Source organism: Trabulsiella odontotermitis, from assembly GCF_030053895.1.
GTDB lineage: Bacteria > Pseudomonadota > Gammaproteobacteria > Enterobacterales > Enterobacteriaceae > Trabulsiella > Trabulsiella odontotermitis_C.
The window spans coordinates 4,242,194-4,259,646 of sequence record NZ_CP125781.1 but is presented as its reverse complement, the minus strand read 5'-3'; the positions used below and the strand labels follow the sequence as shown (position 1 = coordinate 4,259,646).

Sequence of the window (17,453 nt, the reverse complement as noted above, 5' to 3'; positions counted from 1 at the left end):
CCTTATCCGGCCTACAAAGGTGTGCTGTTCCCAGGTAGGGTAAGCGGAGCGCCACCCGGCAACAGCAACATCATCAATTCTGCAATACCGATGACACCAGCAACTGGGTGTAGGGATGATGCGGATCGTCCAGCACGCGGTCAGTTAATCCACTTTCCACCACCTGACCTTCTTTCATCACCATCAGACGGTCGGCCAGCAGGCGTGCGACGCCGAGATCGTGGGTGACAATCACCACCGCCAGGTTCAACTCCACCACCAGCCCGCGCAGTAAATCGAGCAGACGCGCCTGCACGGAGACGTCCAGCCCGCCGGTGGGCTCGTCCATAAACACCAGTTTCGGATGAGTGACCAGGTTGCGGGCGATTTGCAGACGTTGCTGCATACCGCCGGAGAAGGTGGTCGGTAGATCGTCGATGCGTGAGGCGGGGATCTCTACCTCTTCCAGCCACTGCTGCGCCGTCGCGCGAATGTTGCCGTAGTGGCGTGCGCCGGTGGCCATCAGACGTTCACCGATGTTGCCGCCCGCCGAGACCTGGCGGCGCAGGCCGTCCATCGGATGCTGATGCACCACGCCCCACTCGGTGCGCAGCAGGCGGCGGCGTTCCGCTTCACTCATGCCATACAGTGATTGCGCCTGATAGACCACCTCGCCCTGCTGCGGTGTCAGGCGGGCAGAAATGGATTTCAGCAGCGTGGTTTTGCCGGAGCCGGACTCGCCGACGATACCCAGCACTTCGCCCGGCCACAGTTCGAATGACACGTCGTTAAAGCCTTTCCCCGGCGCGTACAGGTGGGTCAGATTGTTGACTGAAAGCAGCGGTTGGGTCATTTGCTTAACGCCTCACTTTGTTGGCGGCAGTAGTCGGTGTCGGAGCAGACAAACATCCGTTTGCCGGTGTCATCCAGCACCACTTCATCAAGGTAGCTGTGGCGTGAGCCGCAGATGGCGCAGGGTTCGTCCCACGCCTGCACGGTAAACGGGTGATCGTCAAAATCGAGACTCTCAACACGGGTGAACGGCGGTACCGCGTAGATGCGTTTTTCACGACCGGCGCCAAACAGTTGCAGGGCGGGCATCATGTCCATTTTTGGATTGTCGAATTTCGGGATCGGCGATGGATCCATCACATAACGGCCATTGACCTTCACCGGGTAGGCGTAGGTGGTGGCGATATGGCCGAAGCGGGCGATGTCTTCATACAGTTTCACCTGCATCACGCCGTACTCTTCCAGCGCGTGCATGGTGCGGGTCTCGGTTTCGCGCGGCTCGATGAAGCGCAGCGGTTCCGGGATCGGCACCTGAAAGATCAGGATCTGATCTTCCACCAACGGCGTTTCGGGGATCCGGTGACGGGTCTGGATCAACGTCGCCTCGTCGGTGCGTTCGGTGGTCTCGACGCCGGTAACACGTTTAAAGAAATTGCGAATGGAGACGGCGTTGGTGGTGTCGTCGGCGCCCTGATCGATCACCTTCAGCACATCGTTTTCGCCGATTACGCTGGCGGTGAGCTGGATCCCGCCGGTTCCCCAACCGTAGGGCATTGGCATTTCACGGCCGCCGAACGGCACCTGATAACCGGGGATCGCCACCGCTTTGAGAATAGCGCGGCGGATCATGCGTTTGGTTTGTTCGTCAAGGTACGCAAAGTTGTAGCCAGTCAGTGGGTTAGCCACGGCAGTTCTCCTGTTGCAGACGTTTCAACAGCTCCAGTTCAGCCTGGAAATCCACGTAGTGCGGCAGCTTGAGATGCGAGACAAAACCGGCCGCCTCAACGTTATCCGCATGCGCCAGCACGAACTCTTCGTCCTGTGCCGGGCCGGCGATGGTTTCGTCGTAATCTGGCGCCTGTAGCGCGCGATCCACCAGCGCCATCGCCATCGCTTTACGCTCGCTCATGCCGAAGGTCAGCCCGTAACCGCGGGTAAAGTGCGGCGGCTCGTCTTGCGGGTCGACAAAACCGTTTACCATTTCACATTCAGTCATCAGCAGTTCGCCGACGTTAACGGCAAATCCCAGCTCTTCCGGCACAATTTCAATATCAACGTGACCGCTGCGGATCTCTCCGGCGAACGGGTGGTTACGGCCATAGCCACGTTGCGTAGAGTAGGCCAGCGCCAGCAGATAGCCCTCGTCGCCGCGCATCAACTGTTGCAGGCGCGAGGCGCGCGAGCACGGGTAGACCGGCGGTGTACGGGTGATGTCATCCGGCGTTGCGCCGGTGTCTGCTTCCGCTTTCGCCAGCCCCTGTTTTGCCAGCAGGCTGAAGACGTGCGGCGTGGATTCCAGCGGAGACTCCGCCGTGTTCAGTGCCGTCGTTTCACCGTTCGCCAGCAGGGTAAAATCAAGCAAACGGTGAGTGTAATCGTAGGTCGGGCCAAGCAACTGCCCGCCTGGGACGTCTTTGTAGACGGCGGAAATGCGGCGTTCGAGGCGCATTTCCGTGGTGTTCAGCGGTTCGCTCACCGCCAGTTTCGCCAGCGTCGTGCGGTAGGCGCGCAGCAAAAAAATCGCTTCAACGTTATCGCCGCTGGCCTGTTTCAGTGCCAGCGCCGCCAGTTCGCGATCGGCAATGCCGCCTTCGGTCATGACGCGATCAACGGCGAGATTAAGCTGTTGCTCAATTTGCGCCACACTCAGTTCAGGCAGCCCGGTATCGCCCCGGCGCCGGTGTTCCTGCAGATGATGGGCGGCGGCTATCGCCTTTTCGCCCCCTTTGACGGCAACGTACATCAGCACACCTCGACATGGGTAGTCCGCGGGATCGCCAGCAGGCGTTCGCCGCAGGTGAGGATCAGGTCAACGCCCAGCGGGAACGGGTGCGGGCGCTCAGTCAGTTCATGCAACAGGCACTCCGGCAACTGAGGGGCGATCATCCGCTCTTCGGCGATGCCCGCGCCGGTCAGGCGCAGCATGCGCCCACCGCTCAACCCGGCAACCTGCACAATCAGCGTGGCGCTGGTTTCCGGGGCGACGGCGCTACCCGCGCTCATTGCGTTCAGTTGCTCAGCGCTCAGCGCGTCATCTGCCACGGCGAAGATCGCCTGCTGCGGCTGATCCACCAGCGGCGCGTTGGTATGAAACCGTAAGTTCTGACGGGCGATATCATTGTTCACCGCCGTCGATAGCCATACCGGCGTATCGTTATCCGCCAGGGTCAGTAACACGCTGGTGGTGGCGAGATTGAGTGGCTGCCAGCCGTGCTTCAGCAGATGCAGCGAGACGATCACGCCCGGCTCGCTCATCGCTTTCAACAGGCGACGAAAACAGTGTTGGGCATCCTGCACCGGAAGTGTAAAGGCAGTCTGTAATGTCATTCGTTATCTCCGCGTACCAGCGTAAAGAAGTCGACCCGGCTGGCATCGACTTCGGCGCGACGGGCATTGATTTGTGCCGTCCGCGCTGCCTCCAGTGGGCTAATCAGGGTTTCCATCAGCGTGTGGAAGTGGGGTTGTGTTTGCAGCAGGGCGTCGATGACTGCGCAGCGTTCTGCGTGCGGTTTATCGCGCCCGAGCACCCAGCTGTAGCCGAGGGTGCCGTCCGCGAGGCGGATCACCGCACGGGTTAGGGTGGCGTCGCCAGCAAAAAAGCGATCCCCGGTGGCGCCCATCCGTGCCTGGATCTGCACCAGTCCGGTTTCCGGGGCGCGGATCAGCTCGTAGTCGGGCGACAGCGCCAGCGCCTGCATTCGCGCACTGAGCGCGGCGGGGTCGCTGTGTGACAGCGCCGATAGCCAGCGCTGACGGGTTGCGGTATCAAAATGCATTCAGTGCTCCATAGTGAATTCAATCATGTCAGCGCGGGTCAGGCTGACGGAGTATTCCGCCGCGTTGACCTCACCGTCACGGTGGTTCAGGGTGCGCACGCAAAGCAGCGGCGACAGGTTGGGGATTTCCAGCACATTGCTTTCTTTGGCCTGAGCGCGGCGGGCGCTGATTCGGGTTTGTGTACGCTTCAGCGACACGCCCAGCCGCTCGCGCAGAAAGTCGTGCAGTGAGCCGTTGTTGAAATTCTGTAGCTCAGGCCAGAACGCCATATCGGAAAAATAGTGATCAATAAGACACAGGGCGATGCCGTTCACCCGGCGCAGCGTGCGCAGATGAATGACGTTGTCGCCCTCCTGCACACCGAGCGCATCGGCAACGTGGCTCGACGCCGGGCGCAACACCGACAGCAGTTTTTCGCTGGTAGGATGACTGCCCTGATCGAGCAGGTTCTGGCTGAATCGCGCCTGAGAATTCAGTGGGTAGTCGAACGGGCGCATCAGCACCAGCACGCCGATCCCCTGACGGCGTTGCACCCAGCCTTTCTCCACCAGTTGATCGATGGCGCGACGCAGTGTGTGACGGTTCACTTCAAAACGCGCCGCCAGCTGATGTTCGGCGGGCAGCCAGTCGCCGCAACGGTAATGGTTGCGAAGCTCATGTTCGAGTTTCGCGGCAATCTCCTGATAACGCGTCGGGTAACTGGTCGGATGTCTGGACAAGTGCATAATTGTCAATGCCTCGCGGTTCGGATGAGCCTTTTGCGCATGCGCAAACAGGGGATATGGCAACATCGTGAGCCTGGAGTGTGACAAGTCTGTTAACGGGGGATGAAGAGTTGAAGACGCCTTCCCGGGGCGGGAAGGCAGGGAATTAGTGTTGTTTAACGACGTTGATCATCCACGGCACGCCAAATTGATCGACCACTTTTCCAAAGCCGTGCGCCCAGAACGTCTCCTGCCAGGCCATTTCGATTTTGCCGCTTTGGGCCAGATTGTCGAACCAGCGCTTACCTTCTTCCGTATTCTGGGTGTCGATGACCAGCGTAAAGCCGGAGTAGTTTGCCCGGTCGCTGGTGAGGCCATCGCTCATCATGATGTCGCTACCGGCGATGCGAACGTTGGCATGGGCGATAGCGTCATCCGGGTATGACATTGTTGACGCACAGCCATCCTCGCTGTTTTGCGCCTCTTTGGGCATTTCGCCGAAGGTGATTTTGTACGCCAGTTCTGCACCGAGCGCTTGTTGATAGAAGGCAATGGCTTCAGCACAATTGCCTGCAAAGGAGATGTAAGGACTTAACGGCATATTCATTACCTCAGGTAAGAGAAGCCCGTTAAGTGTAGTCAGGGCCAGCCCGGTAAGCGAAGCGCCACCGGGCGGCAATTTAGTTCTTCTTCACAAATTCTGATTTGAGTTTCATCGGGCCAAAGCCGTCAATTTTACAGTCGATGTTGTGATCGCCTTCGACCAGACGAATATTCTTCACTTTGGTACCGATTTTCAGCATCGACGAGCTGCCTTTCACTTTTAAATCTTTGATGACCGTAACGCTGTCGCCATCGGCCAGCAGATTGCCATTCGCATCTTTGACGATCAGCGCATCGCTCTCCTGAGCGGGTTCCGCATCGTTCCATTCATGCGCGCATTCCGGGCAGATGTACATACCGTTGTCTTCATAGGTATATTCGGAATTGCATTTTGGGCAGTGTGGAAGTTGCATTGAAAAAGTCCTCTTAAAAAATGGCAGATCGCCGAAAATAGGCCTAATTATACCGCAAATCCACACTTTTGTCGGTGCTATTTCACATCTGCGACGGCGCCACGCGGGAAAGGTCGCGTTACCGATATGAAAATAAATAACGATATGTTCTGAATATTTTAGAAAATGCGCTACGCTGTTAATCTCTGCTTTATCTAAAGCACCGCCAGAATAATAAATTAATGAGCGCCTGCATAAACATAAAATATTATAAATACGAGTAAATATAAAAATAATATCTGGCTGTTAAAAGTTCAGAGAAATAAAAGCAATATAATTTGCGTTAAGGAAATTCTTTAACCATGTACACACAGACAATATATGAGTTAAGCCAGGAAGCGGAACGCTTGCTGCAGCTGGCTCTGCGACATCTACAGAGTTTGAAAACCCTGCCCGTGAGCAATCAGAACGCTCAGGACGCCCCACGTCCGGTGCATTTCAGCCCCGAGGGGATTAACACCCAACAGGCGACGCTCAATAACGAATTACGCAAGATAACCCGTCTGGAAATGGTGCTGGCGATTGTCGGCACCATGAAAGCCGGAAAATCGACAACCATTAATGCGATTGTCGGGACTGAGGTTTTACCTAACCGCAATCGCCCGATGACGGCGATCCCCACCTTAATTCGTCACACCCCGGGGCAAAAAGAACCCGGCCTGCATTTTACTCATCCTGAACCCATCGATCGGTTAATGCAGGAATTGCAGAATAAAATCAGTCACATTGATCGCAACGCGCTGGCGGAAAAGCTGGAGCTTGATAAAGACATGAACACGCTGCTCGATCATATTTCCCACGGCGTGGCGTTTGAAAAACATTACCTGGGCGCACAGCCGATTTTTCATTGCCTGAAAAGTCTCAACGATCTGGTGCGGCTTTCGCAGGCGCTGGAGGCGGAATTTCCATTCGCCGAATATGCCGCGATTGAACATATTCCAGTGATTGAAGTGGAGTTTGTGCATCTGTCCGCCATGGGGAGTTTCCCCGGTCAACTGACATTGCTGGATACACCTGGGCCGAACGAAGCCGGACAACCGCATCTGCAAAAAATGCTCAGCGAGCAGTTGTCGCGTGCGTCTGCGGTGCTGGCGGTAATGGATTATACCCAGTTGAAATCAGTCTCTGATGAAGAGATGCGGCAGGCGATTGCGGCGGTCGGACGGTCAGTACCGCTGTATGCGCTGGTGAATAAGTTCGATCAAAAGGATCGTAACAGCGACGATGAAGACCAGGTGCGGGCTCTGATCTCCGGCACACTGATGAAAGGATGCATTACACCCGGGCAGATTTTCCCGGTTTCGTCGATGTGGGGTTATCTGGCAAACCGGGCGCGACATGAACTGAACGTCTACGGCAGGCTACCGTCGCCGGAGGAGCAGCGTTGGGTGCAGGATTTTGCCGAGGCGGCGCTGGGGCGACGCTGGCGCAGCGAGGATCTGCAGGAGGCCGGAAAAATGCATCACGCGGCTCAGCTGCTGTGGGAGGATTCGCTGTTTGAACAACCCATCCGCAAGTTGCTGCACGCCGCGCATACGCATGCGTCACTGTTCGCGCTGCGCTCTGCCTCGCATAAGCTGCTCAACTATGCGACCCAGGCCAGGGACTATCTCGATTTTCGCCACCAGGGCATGACGGTGGCATTCGACCAGCTTCAGCACAATATCGTCGGGCTGGAAGAGAGTATGGCGCAGTTTGAAGCGCGCAAACATGGCGTGACCGAAGAGGTGCATCATGAGGTGATCGAGGCGTTGTCCGCCGTTGAAGGTTTTATCGCTGAGCAACAGGCGAATGCGCTGCAGAACGTCACCCGTTGGTTTGCAGAAGAGAACCTGCGCAGACTGAGTGGTGATATACCGGTTGAACTACGCACGATGGAAGACGGTGAACCCGGTCCGGTGGTGCTCAACGCCGAAAGTGAGGCGCACTGCCTGCTGAGTAAGATTCGCCAGGGCTGCGAGAGCATGTTGCTGACCACCCAGCAGACGCTTACGCGCGAGCTGTCGCAGCGCTTCGCGCAACTGGAAATCAGCCTGACGCGCACGCTGGAAGAGGCGTTGCGCCCCATCGAACTGCATATCAAAGAAGAGCTGGGCAAAGCCGGATTTCGCGCACGGATCAGCCTGCCGCCGTTTCGCGCCGGGCTGGTGGATTTCAATATTCCGCTGGTGTTTGCCGATGCGATTGCCCGCGAAGATACCCCGGTCAGCGCGCTGCCACGCGTGGGAGTGCGGGAATCCGTCTCGCGCTGGCTGAATAACCCGGGCTGGGGATGGGACGATTATGTCATGACGCAGTCGCGATACGTGATTGATATTCCGGCTCTGAAGCAAAAGCTGATCTTCCATATCTCTCAGTTTTGCGAACAGATCCTGAAGGCGCTGGGGGCGCAGGTGGATGTGGCGGTGACCGCCGGAATGACTACCTTTTTCGCCGGCTTTTCTCAGAACCTTGCCGGGCTGCAAAAAAATTTGCAGGAAAGCCTTAACTTACGTCAGCAGCACCAGTCCGCGGTGATGACGCTTAATCTCCAGCTGCAACAAAGCCTGTCTACTGTGCGGTGGATCCAGGAGGATGCGCGTCTGCTTCGCGATGATATTCAGACACTTTTTGTGGTCGAACAGACATGAACAGGCAATTACTGGAAGGTCCGGGACGACACCTGGAATCCATTCATCCGAAATTTATCGTCGAACTGGTGTTGGGCATCGACAATCCCCGGCCTGGCTCCGTGGTGCCGCAACAGCAGCTTTTTCGCGAGCAACTGCTGAAAGAGGTGGTATCGCAGGTACAACTGACGCCATGGGCGGTGTCCGGGACGTCGGGCGACAATCCGGCTATCCGGCTCAGACTGGCGGAAAAACTGGCGGGGATGTTCGACCCCGGTCACCTGGCGCTCACGCGCATGAGCCAGTACCTCTTTTCGCTACAGGAGAAAGGGTGCGCCCCGGCTGAGCTGCGCGAGCAGTACGGCGCCGTTGCCGGGCTCTTTCTGCAGCGCGCCGGGCATAAGCAGCGCGCGCTGTCGCAGCGTGGATTGATGGTGTATGCCGGCGAACACAGCGATGAGGTTTTTACCCGCTGGCATGCAGGCAGTTACGACGGCTGGTCGCTGGCGGGCCGCTGTTTTATCGCTCTTGAAGAGCTGCGCTGGGGCGCCTTTGGCGATGCCTGTCGCCTGGCGAACAGTGAAGTCCGCACCCTACTGAAAGAGAATCTACTGACCATGGCCAGCCAGTATCTGGCAGAAAGCATTAGCGCCTCGCCGGAGACGCGTCATTTTTATCACCAGTGGCTGGCCTCACCGACCTCGGCTTCATTGATGGATTACCGGGAGATGCTCGGCTGGCAGGGCAGCTGGTGCTCTGCAGAGAAACACCCGGTCAGCTGGTCCATCACCCAAACCTGGCAGACCATCGCCCTGGGCATGCCGCGACTCTGTTCGGCGAAACGTCTGGTTGCGGCGATGCTGGAAGAGATGTTTACAGACGACATGCTGGCCGCCCCGCTGTAGCCGGGCGTCGTCAGCATGCACGTAAACCCCTTTACGTTTGTTAATGTCACGTAACACGATGTCATCAATTGCGTGAAGTTGATCACAAATCTAAACGCTGGTAGGGTAAAAAAGCAGGGGCCGAATGTTGACCACGTCATTCCGTGATCCTGCGCTATCTTTGACTGCCAGAGCAGGCGTCACAGGTTCGGTTGTACAGGGGTTGAACAGCCTGTGCAGGCAAACCTGCTACGCTTGAAATGAGGAGCACAGCATTTCGCCGCTCCGCTACCGCACGATTGCGAACACCCTTTTGTTTGCCCCTCAAATGTGCGCTCACGGCGAAATTTACGAGGAATATGAATGCTTAAAAGGAAAAAAGTAAAACCTATCACGCTTCGGGATGTCACGATTATCGACGACGGCAAATTGCGTAAAGCGATCACCGCCGCGTCGCTCGGAAACGCCATGGAATGGTTTGATTTTGGTGTTTACGGTTTTGTGGCGTTTGCCCTGGGTAAGGTCTTCTTCCCTGATGCTAACCCCAGCGTACAGATGATTGCCGCCCTGGCAACCTTCTCCGTTCCCTTCCTGATTCGCCCGTTGGGCGGTCTGTTTTTCGGTATGTTGGGCGACAAATATGGTCGTCAGAAAATCCTGGCGATCACCATCGTCATCATGTCCCTGAGTACCTTCTGTATTGGTTTGATCCCGTCATATGCCACCATTGGCATCTGGGCGCCGATCCTGCTGCTGCTCTGTAAAATGGCGCAGGGGTTCTCAGTGGGTGGAGAATATACTGGCGCGTCTATTTTTGTTGCCGAATATTCGCCGGACCGCAAACGCGGTTTCATGGGCAGCTGGCTGGACTTTGGTTCGATCGCGGGCTTCGTGATGGGCGCAGGCGTTGTGGTGCTCATTTCGACGATTGTCGGTGAGGCGAACTTCCTGGAATGGGGTTGGCGTATCCCGTTCTTCCTGGCGTTGCCGTTAGGGCTGATTGGCCTCTATCTGCGTCATGCGCTGGAAGAAACCCCGGCGTTCCAGCAACACGTTGATAAGCTGGAGCAGGGCGACCGCGAGGGGCTGCAGGACGGGCCGAAGGTCTCCTTTAAAGAGATCGCCACGAAGCACTGGCGCAGCCTGCTGGCCTGTATCGGCCTAGTGATTTCCACCAACGTGACCTATTACATGCTGCTCACTTATATGCCGAGCTACCTGTCACACAACCTGCATTATTCCGAAGATCACGGCGTACTGATTATCATCGCCATCATGATCGGGATGCTGTTCGTGCAGCCGGTGATGGGACTGCTGAGCGACCGTTTTGGCCGTCGTCCGTTTATCATCATCGGTAGCGTGGCGTTGTTCGCGCTGGCGATCCCGTCCTTCATTCTGATTAACAGCGATGTGATTGGCCTGATTTTCGCCGGTCTGTTGATGCTGGCTGTGGTGCTTAACTGTTTTACCGGGGTAATGGCTTCATCGCTGCCCGCGATGTTCCCGACCCACATCCGCTACAGTGCGCTGGCCGCCGCGTTTAATATTTCGGTGCTGGTAGCTGGTCTGACGCCAACCCTCGCCGCGTGGCTGGTGGAAGCATCGCAGAACCTGATGATGCCGGCGTACTATCTGATGGTGATTGCCGTTATCGGTTTGATTACCGGGATTACGATGAAAGAGACCGCCAACCGTCCGCTGAAAGGCGCGACCCCTGCGGCGTCTGACATTCAGGAAGCAAGGGAGATCCTGCAGGAGCATCACGATAACATCGAGCAGAAAATCGACGATATCGATAAAGAGATCGCCGACCTTCAGGAAAAACGGTCGCGGCTGGTGTCGCAGCATCCGAAAATAAACGAGTAACCGTAATAAGCCCGATGATATCGGGCTTTTTTTCGTCTGTTTACTGCAACGCGTTCAGGATGGCATACCCGGCTTTCACCCGTTCTGTATTGGGGTAGGCTTTATTCGCCAGCATCACGATGCCGAGCTGTTTTTCCGGAATAAATGCCACGTACGCGCCAAAGCCGTTGGTGGAGCCGGTTTTATGCACCCACGAGGCGACGACGCGCGGCGCCGGTGGTTCAATGGCAGTTGCCGCATGCGGAGCCAGCGCCACTTTGTTATCGCTACCGTTGATGACGGTGTCGGCCTTCACTGGCCAGTTAAGCATTTCCCAGCCCAACCCCTGATACATGCTGCCAACCCGCCAGTAGCGCGACTGCGCGAGCGATACCGCCTCGCTCAATGTGCGGTTCCTGATTTGCTGCGGATCCATATTGGCCTGCAGCCAGGCGGCGATATCCACCACGCTCGATTTTAACCCCGCCGCTTCGGCCATCAACATGCCGGGCGTGAGGCGAACCGGTTGTCCGTTGCGATAACCCCATGCGTAATTTTTCTCTTCACGCGGCGGGACGTTTACCCAGGTATGCGTCAGTTTCAGCGGCTGCAAAACGCGTTCTGTCAGCGCCTGTTCGTAGCTTAACCCGGACGGTTTCACTGCCAGCGCGCCAAACAGCCCGATGCTGGAGTTCGCATACAGCCGATGCGTGCCCGGCGCCCATTTGGGCTGCCAGTGCTGGTAGAAATTCAGCAGCGACGCTTCGTCTTTTGCCTCGTCCGGCACCTGCAGCGGCAAGCCGCCCGCGGTGTAGGTCGCGAGATGCAGCAGGGTGATCCCTTTCCACTGGCTGCCGGTAAGTTCAGGCCAGTATTTCGTTGCCGGATCACTGAGGCTGATTTCGCCCCGGCTGATGGCATCGCCACCCAGCACGCCTGCGAAAGTTTTGCTAACGGACCCCAGTTCAAACAGCGTCTCCGGCGTGACCGGACTGTCGTGCTTAATATCGGCCTTGCCGTAAGTGAAGTAGTACGGCTGCCCCTGATAAATGACCGCCACAGCCATACCCGGAATGGCCTGCGCCCTGAGCAGCGGTGCAATGGTCTTGTCCACCGTTTTGCTGATTTGCGCTGGTGTCAGCGTATTTCCGGCGGCGAAAATGGGGGAGGTCAGCGTCAGTGCCGTAAAAGCCAGCGTGGCGTTAAGCATTTTTTGCATGAGTGAATTCCTTTCTTAGCGTGAAGAAGATGAGGTGTCCGGACCCTTGAGATGCGCTCAGTCTGTGGGATTTGACAACCGCTGGCAAACGATTAAATTTAGCAGCTGCCTGAAGTTTTTCTTACAGATAACGCCATGACCCGAAGCTATATTCCATTGAATGCCCTGCGCGCGTTTGAAGCCGCTGCCCGACACTTAAGTTTTACTCACGCGGCTATTGAGCTGAACGTCACCCATTCGGCCATCAGTCAGCAGGTGAAAGCACTGGAAGCACACCTCAACTGTCAGCTGTTTGCCCGCGTGTCGCGCGGCCTGATGCTGACCACGGAAGGGGAAAATCTGCTACCGGTACTGAATGATTCGTTTGACAGGATTGCTGATACGCTGGATCGCTTTGCCGCCAGCCAGCAGCGGGAAAAACTGAAGGTTGGTGTGGTGGGAACGTTCGCGACAGGCTTTCTCCTTTCCCGGCTGGAAAGCTTTCGCCGCCGCTTCCCGCACATTGATTTACATCTCTCCACTCACAACAACCGGGTCGATCCCGCGGCGGAAGGGCTGGACTACGCCATCCGCTTTGGCGGTGGCGCCTGGCATGGCACCGAGGCGATTTTTCTGTGCGATGCGCCGTTGTCACCGCTCTGTTCCCCGGCGCTGGCGGCAGAATTACGGCAGCCGGCGGATGTGCTGAAATTTACCCTGCTGCGCTCGTATCGGCGTGATGAATGGAGCGCCTGGTCGCAGGCGGCGGGTGAACGGGCGCCTTCTCCGACGCATCCGGTGATGGTGTTTGACTCTTCCGTCACAATGCTGGAAGCGGCACAGGCTGGCGCGGGGATCGCCATCGCGCCGCCGGGAATGTTTACCTCGCTGCTGAATACCGAACGCATTATTCAGCCATTCAGCACGCAAATCAGTCTCGGTGGATACTGGTTAACGCGTCTGCAGTCGCGGCCGGAAACTGCCGCGATGCGCGATTTTGTTGCGTGGATCACCACGCAAACCCGTCAGAGTCAGGGGGATTAACAGCCTGCGGCAATAAAATCACCGTTGGCGTTCATCGGGATCACGGTCAGGAACAGCACGGTGGCGAAGAGGATCAGAATGACGCCGCCCGCCACTTTCACCAGCGGAACCAGCCAGTGAAGCTGTGCGCTATCAGCACCAAAAAAGGCCACGGTGCGGTTTCGGGCGTAGCGCACCGCCAGTGACAATCCCATGATCGACAGCGCCGTACCGAAGGACATGGTCATTACCGCCGCAATGCCCCAACTGACAATGCCCAGCGCGTTAGAAAAGAGCAGGATCATGATAGCACCACTGCAGGGACGTGCGCCGATCGCCAGAATCACCCCGAGGCGGGTTTTCCAGTCGGCCCGGGTGAGATCCACCCCGACGCCATGGTGACCGCAACCGCACTCCGCGTCGTGCTGATGCGCCGGTGTCAGGCTTTTGATCGTCAGCCTGCGCGGTTGCAGGGTTTTCAGCGCCTGGTAAATCACGAAAGCGCCAAAACCGCCAATCAACACGGCGCTGATTTTCTCGACGTACCAGCGGCTCTCACTGAGATCGCCGGAGGCCAGATTAAGCCCCACCGCCAGAATAAACACGAACAGGATCGCGCTGACGCCCTGCATCAGGCTGCCAAGAAACGGCACGACCCGGGCGGCGAGCTGACTCTCTTTGTTGGTACTGAGATACGTTGTGACGATGAATTTACCGTGCCCGGGGCCGATGGCGTGCAGCACGCCATATAAAAAAGCGCCGGTAAGCAGCCACAGGCCGCCGCTGTACTGATGATTATTCAGTTGCAGCAGATACATCACCAGATAACGGTGCAGGGTGATTTGGGTACTAAGGCACCACTGGATAAACGCCGGCCAGTGCGCGTGCAGCGTAATAACGGCAAACAGGGACAGCAGCATAAACCCGCCGATGCCGGAAAGGCGTAAGTTGCGCGCGAGACGTTGAGTGCTCATGAGGGTGCCCCCATTAATGGCCTCCCTGAAGTATATCTCAGCGGAGGCCATCGATCAGGAGTGAATGATAAAACGCGCCAGTCGGTGATGCAGCAGGCGGTTCTCTTTCACCAGACGCGCATTTTCGTCGAGCAGCGCCAGCGCAACGGCGATACCCGGCCAGTCGAGCTCAAGCTCCTTACGCAGGCGCACAGCGCGGTGCATGATATTCACGGCGCGGTCGTCAAACCGCCATGCCTCATCCTGCGTTTCACAGGGTTCAATCACGCCCAGACCGACGATTTCATTCAGCTCATCTTCCGGGACGCCGGTATGCAGACAAAATTCAGTCACTGTGAAGGTGACGGTAACGTTAGCCATTATGCTTTACCCCACTCTTTGCGCGGATCGAACGCAGACTGGGCCTGCGCCAGCTGTTGCCAGAGCCCTGCGCTCTGCTCATCCGGTTTCGGTGGCATGACGATTTTAATCACTGCGTACAGATCCCCCGTGGTTTTTTTACTGACCAGACCTTTCCCTTTGATGCGCAGTCGTTGCCCCGCCTGGCTGCCGGGTGGAATGGTCAGCAAAATACTTTCTTTCAGCGTCGGGATAGTGACTTTTGCGCCGAGCGCCGCTTCCCAGGGTGCCAGCGGTACGACAATTTCCAGATTGTGACCGACAATGTCGAACAGCGGATGCGGCGCGATATGAATCACCAGCCACAAATCCCCGTTCGGACCGCCATGCTCGCCGGGTGTTCCCTGGCCTTTCAGGCGAATGCGTTGCCCGTCGCCAACGCCTGCCGGGATTTTCACGTTCAGTGTTTTGGGGATCTCCTGCTCTACGAGGCCAAAGGCGTTGTATACCGGCAGCTTATAGCTGATGGTTCGCGTTTGATCTTCCAGCGTCTCTTCGAGGAAAACGGCCACTTCGATTTCAACGTCATGACCCCGTGCGGCATGTGACTGCCGCGACTGGCGGGCGTGCTGACCGAATATCGACGAGAAAATATCGTCGAACTCTTGCTGGCTGTATTGCGTTTCCTGTTGTGTTTGCTGGCGTCCCCGATGCGGATCCATGCGCGGATCGTTACGGTGCTGCCAGAGCTGGTCATATTCGGCGCGGCGCTGATCGTCTTTCAGCACTTCCCAGGCTTCAGCGAGATCTTTAAAACGCGCTTCGGCATTCGCTTCTTTACTGACATCGGGGTGATATTTTCGCGCGAGGCGGCGATAGGCGGTCTTGATGGTTTTGAGATCGTCCGTCGGCTTAACCCCCAGAATCGTGTAATAATCCTTTAATTCCATGGTGTTATCTCATTTTATTCTTACCGAAAGGTACCGGTTGCCTGACCCGGTATCGCCATTAATCTTAGAATAAATAAGGCAATTTTCCTGGTCAAATGTGCTTATTCTTCTTACGTACAGCGTCAGATTATCCAACAGACGAGAAGTCGTATTATTTATTAATCTTGTTGCGATATTTTTTCTGATATTTCATCAAATAACAGTATATTTATTTTTTCTCTTTGAGAATGCATTTATTTTATTAAGTATCCATTGTAAATTCTTAAAAATACTTAGTTGTGTTTACATCAAGGCGGGCGGGGAGTAATGTATTCTGCTGTTTTCCCTCTCTCGTCCTTAACTTATTAAATTGTTATAACTTTTTGTTTTTAAAGATAAAACAATAAACTTCTTTGCTTTTAATACATTAATAAAATTTAGGGATTGCATTTTCATTATCTCAATATGTCTCTGATTAGCATGTTAAATGCGAAATCGCATTGTAAGGAAAATTAATGAGCAGGAAGCCCAAGGCTATAAAATATATTTCCGCATTTCCCGTGCTGATGTTCGTTCTGGCGGCGCTAAGCGGCTGTACGGTAATTCCGGGTCAAGGGTTAAGCACACACGGCAAGAATGTCGTTGAATCCGCGGACAAGGATTACGATCTGAATAAGATGGTAAATATCTATCCGCTGACACCCGGCCTGGTCGAGCAATTACGCCCGCCACGGATCTCCTCCCGCGCCAACCCGCAACTCGATCAGCTCCTGCAGGATTACGAATATCGCATTGGCATTGGCGATGTCTTAATGGTCACAGTCTGGGATCACCCCGAGCTGACAACGCCCGCGGGTCAGTACCGCAGCGCCAGCGATACCGGCAACTGGGTCAATGCCGACGGCGCCATTTTTTACCCTTACGTGGGCCGCCTGAAGGTGGCTGGCAAGACGCTTATTCAGGTGCGGGACGAGATCACCGCGCGTCTCGATGCGGTCATCGAAAGCCCGCAGGTGGATGTCAGCATCGCCGCATTCCGCTCCCAGAAATCCTACGTCACTGGCGAAGTCGCCAACTCCGGCCAGCAGCCGATCACCAATATTCCCTTAACCATTATGGATGCGATAAACGCGGCGGGCGGTCTGACCGAAAACGCCGACTGGCGCAATGTGGTACTGACCCATAACGGCATGGAGAGCCGCATTTCACTCTATGCGCTGATGCAGCATGGTGATTTAACCCAGAACCGGCTGCTGTACCCCGGCGACATTCTGTTTGTCCCGCGCAATGACAGTCTGAAAGTGTTCGTGATGGGCGAAGTGGGTAAGCAGAGCACGCTGAAGATGGATCGCAGCGGCATGACGCTGGCGGAAGCGCTCGGCAACGCCGACGGCCTGCGGCAGGACATGTCTGACGCCACCGGCATTTTTGTTATCCGTTCGGTGAGAAATTCCGCCAGTGGAAAAATCGCCAGCATTTATCAGCTCAATGCACAGGACGCTTCCGCCATGGTGCTGAGTACGGAATTCCAGCTGGAGCCTTACGACATCGTCTATGTGACCGCCGCGCCGATCGTGCGCTGGAACCGCGTGATTTCACAACTGGTGCCGACCATCACCGGCGTTCATGACCTGACGGAAACCGTACGGTACGTCCGCGCATGGCCAAACTAAGGTTCCGCTCCATTCTGGTGCTGTGTACCGGAAATCTCTGTCGCTCGCCCATCGGCGAACGGCTGTTGCGACAGGCTCTGCCGATGATGAACGTGGAGTCGGCAGGCACTTATGGCGTGAGCGGGCAACCGGCAGACGCTGCCGCGATGGCGGTGGCTGCGGGTCATGGACTGTCGCTGGCAGGGCATGTCACCCGCAAAGTCACGGCAGGCATGTTGCGCGATGCCGATCTGATCCTGGTAATGGAGCCTGCGCATATTGAGCAGGTAACGGTAATGGCCCCCGACGTGCGGGGAAAAACGCTGCTTTTTGGTCAGTGGCTGGACAGTAAAAAAATTCCCGATCCTTACGGCAAAAGCCGTGAGGCGTTTGAGCATGTTTACGGTCTGCTGGCGCAGGCCTCTCAGGAATGGGCGAAGCGGCTCAGCTAATCACACGAGATACGTTGTTTT

18 protein-coding genes are annotated in these 17,453 nt (G+C 56.3%); 6 read left to right on the top strand and 12 right to left on the bottom strand.

Annotation, left to right across the window (positions count from 1 at the left end; genetic code table 11):
* Nucleotides 1-73: 73 nt before the first annotated feature.
* The 8 genes from phnK to QMG90_RS20250 all read right to left on the bottom strand — a co-directional run bounded on the left by phnK (nucleotide 74) and on the right by QMG90_RS20250 (nucleotide 5,488).
* Entirely contained in the window at nucleotides 74-832 is a 759-nt protein-coding gene (phnK, locus tag QMG90_RS20285; protein WP_283281479.1) for a phosphonate C-P lyase system protein PhnK, read from the bottom strand.
* Nucleotides 829-1,677 (bottom strand): alpha-D-ribose 1-methylphosphonate 5-phosphate C-P-lyase PhnJ, encoded by an 849-nt coding sequence (phnJ, locus tag QMG90_RS20280; protein ID WP_283281476.1) that lies wholly within the window; start codon nucleotides 1,675-1,677, stop codon nucleotides 829-831. Before phnJ ends, phnK begins: the two co-directional genes overlap by 4 nt.
* Complete coding sequence (locus QMG90_RS20275) at nucleotides 1,670-2,734, bottom strand: carbon-phosphorus lyase complex subunit (RefSeq protein ID WP_283281474.1); 1,065 nt, start codon at nucleotides 2,732-2,734, stop codon at nucleotides 1,670-1,672. The genes phnJ and QMG90_RS20275 overlap by 8 nt, the downstream gene beginning before the upstream one ends.
* Entirely contained in the window at nucleotides 2,734-3,318 is a 585-nt protein-coding gene (gene phnH / locus QMG90_RS20270; RefSeq protein ID WP_283281472.1) for a phosphonate C-P lyase system protein PhnH, read from the bottom strand. The genes QMG90_RS20275 and phnH overlap by 1 nt, the downstream gene beginning before the upstream one ends.
* A complete protein-coding gene (gene phnG / locus QMG90_RS20265) occupies nucleotides 3,315-3,767 on the bottom strand; it encodes a phosphonate C-P lyase system protein PhnG (protein WP_283281470.1) in 453 nt (150 codons plus the stop codon). Before phnG ends, phnH begins: the two co-directional genes overlap by 4 nt.
* A complete protein-coding gene (gene phnF, locus QMG90_RS20260) occupies nucleotides 3,768-4,493 on the bottom strand; it encodes a phosphonate metabolism transcriptional regulator PhnF (protein WP_283281468.1) in 726 nt (241 codons plus the stop codon).
* A gap of 145 nt (nucleotides 4,494-4,638) precedes the next feature.
* Nucleotides 4,639-5,073 carry a VOC family metalloprotein YjdN gene (gene yjdN, locus QMG90_RS20255; RefSeq protein ID WP_283281467.1) on the bottom strand — a complete coding sequence of 145 codons (435 nt, stop codon included), beginning with the start codon at nucleotides 5,071-5,073 and terminating at the stop codon, nucleotides 4,639-4,641.
* Nucleotides 5,074-5,152: 79 nt separating this feature from the next.
* On the bottom strand, nucleotides 5,153-5,488 hold the full coding sequence (locus QMG90_RS20250; protein WP_283281465.1) for a zinc ribbon domain-containing protein YjdM: 336 nt from the start codon (nucleotides 5,486-5,488) through the stop codon (nucleotides 5,153-5,155).
* Nucleotides 5,489-5,829: 341 nt separating this feature from the next.
* Between QMG90_RS20250 and crfC the strand changes: the two genes are divergently transcribed.
* The 3 genes from crfC to proP all read left to right on the top strand — a co-directional run bounded on the left by crfC (nucleotide 5,830) and on the right by proP (nucleotide 10,886).
* Nucleotides 5,830-8,157 (top strand): clamp-binding protein CrfC, encoded by a 2,328-nt coding sequence (crfC, locus tag QMG90_RS20245; protein WP_283281463.1) that lies wholly within the window; start codon nucleotides 5,830-5,832, stop codon nucleotides 8,155-8,157.
* The gene (locus QMG90_RS20240; protein WP_283281461.1) at nucleotides 8,154-9,041 is read left to right on the top strand and encodes a diguanylate cyclase regulator RdcB family protein; all 888 of its coding nucleotides are present in this window, start codon (nucleotides 8,154-8,156) and stop codon (nucleotides 9,039-9,041) included. The genes crfC and QMG90_RS20240 overlap by 4 nt, the downstream gene beginning before the upstream one ends.
* 342 nt (nucleotides 9,042-9,383) lie before the next feature.
* Nucleotides 9,384-10,886, top strand: a complete 1,503-nt coding sequence (gene proP / locus QMG90_RS20235; RefSeq protein WP_283281460.1) for a glycine betaine/L-proline transporter ProP — start codon at nucleotides 9,384-9,386, stop codon at nucleotides 10,884-10,886.
* Nucleotides 10,887-10,926: 40 nt separating this feature from the next.
* Here proP and ampC read toward each other — a convergent pair whose 3' ends face one another.
* Entirely contained in the window at nucleotides 10,927-12,075 is a 1,149-nt protein-coding gene (ampC, locus tag QMG90_RS20230) for a class C beta-lactamase (protein ID WP_283284012.1), read from the bottom strand.
* Between the two features lie 144 nt (nucleotides 12,076-12,219).
* On the opposite strand from ampC, the gene ampR reads away from it, so the two are divergent.
* Nucleotides 12,220-13,107, top strand: a complete 888-nt coding sequence (gene ampR, locus QMG90_RS20225) for a LysR family transcriptional regulator AmpR (RefSeq protein ID WP_283281458.1) — start codon at nucleotides 12,220-12,222, stop codon at nucleotides 13,105-13,107.
* Here ampR and QMG90_RS20220 read toward each other — a convergent pair.
* From QMG90_RS20220 to cbpA, 3 genes are read right to left on the bottom strand one after another with little or no spacing between them, the layout of a single operon-like run.
* The gene (locus QMG90_RS20220; protein WP_283281456.1) at nucleotides 13,104-14,060 is read right to left on the bottom strand and encodes a nickel/cobalt transporter; all 957 of its coding nucleotides are present in this window, start codon (nucleotides 14,058-14,060) and stop codon (nucleotides 13,104-13,106) included. The genes ampR and QMG90_RS20220 overlap by 4 nt on opposite strands.
* A 54-nt stretch (nucleotides 14,061-14,114) precedes the next feature.
* Nucleotides 14,115-14,420, bottom strand: coding sequence for a chaperone modulator CbpM (cbpM, locus tag QMG90_RS20215; RefSeq protein WP_283281453.1), 306 nt, complete (start codon nucleotides 14,418-14,420; stop codon nucleotides 14,115-14,117).
* Nucleotides 14,420-15,349: a curved DNA-binding protein gene (gene cbpA, locus QMG90_RS20210; RefSeq protein WP_283281452.1), complete on the bottom strand. Its 930-nt coding sequence runs from the start codon at nucleotides 15,347-15,349 to the stop codon at nucleotides 14,420-14,422. The genes cbpM and cbpA overlap by 1 nt, the downstream gene beginning before the upstream one ends.
* A gap of 545 nt (nucleotides 15,350-15,894) precedes the next feature.
* Between cbpA and QMG90_RS20205 the strand changes: the two genes are divergently transcribed.
* Together QMG90_RS20205 and QMG90_RS20200 are read left to right on the top strand one after the other, a co-directional pair.
* Nucleotides 15,895-17,001, top strand: a complete 1,107-nt coding sequence (locus tag QMG90_RS20205; RefSeq protein ID WP_283284011.1) for a polysaccharide export protein — start codon at nucleotides 15,895-15,897, stop codon at nucleotides 16,999-17,001.
* A complete protein-coding gene (locus tag QMG90_RS20200; RefSeq protein WP_283281451.1) occupies nucleotides 16,989-17,432 on the top strand; it encodes an arsenate reductase/protein-tyrosine-phosphatase family protein in 444 nt (147 codons plus the stop codon). Before QMG90_RS20205 ends, QMG90_RS20200 begins: the two co-directional genes overlap by 13 nt.
* The last annotated feature ends 21 nt before the right edge of the window (nucleotides 17,433-17,453 follow it).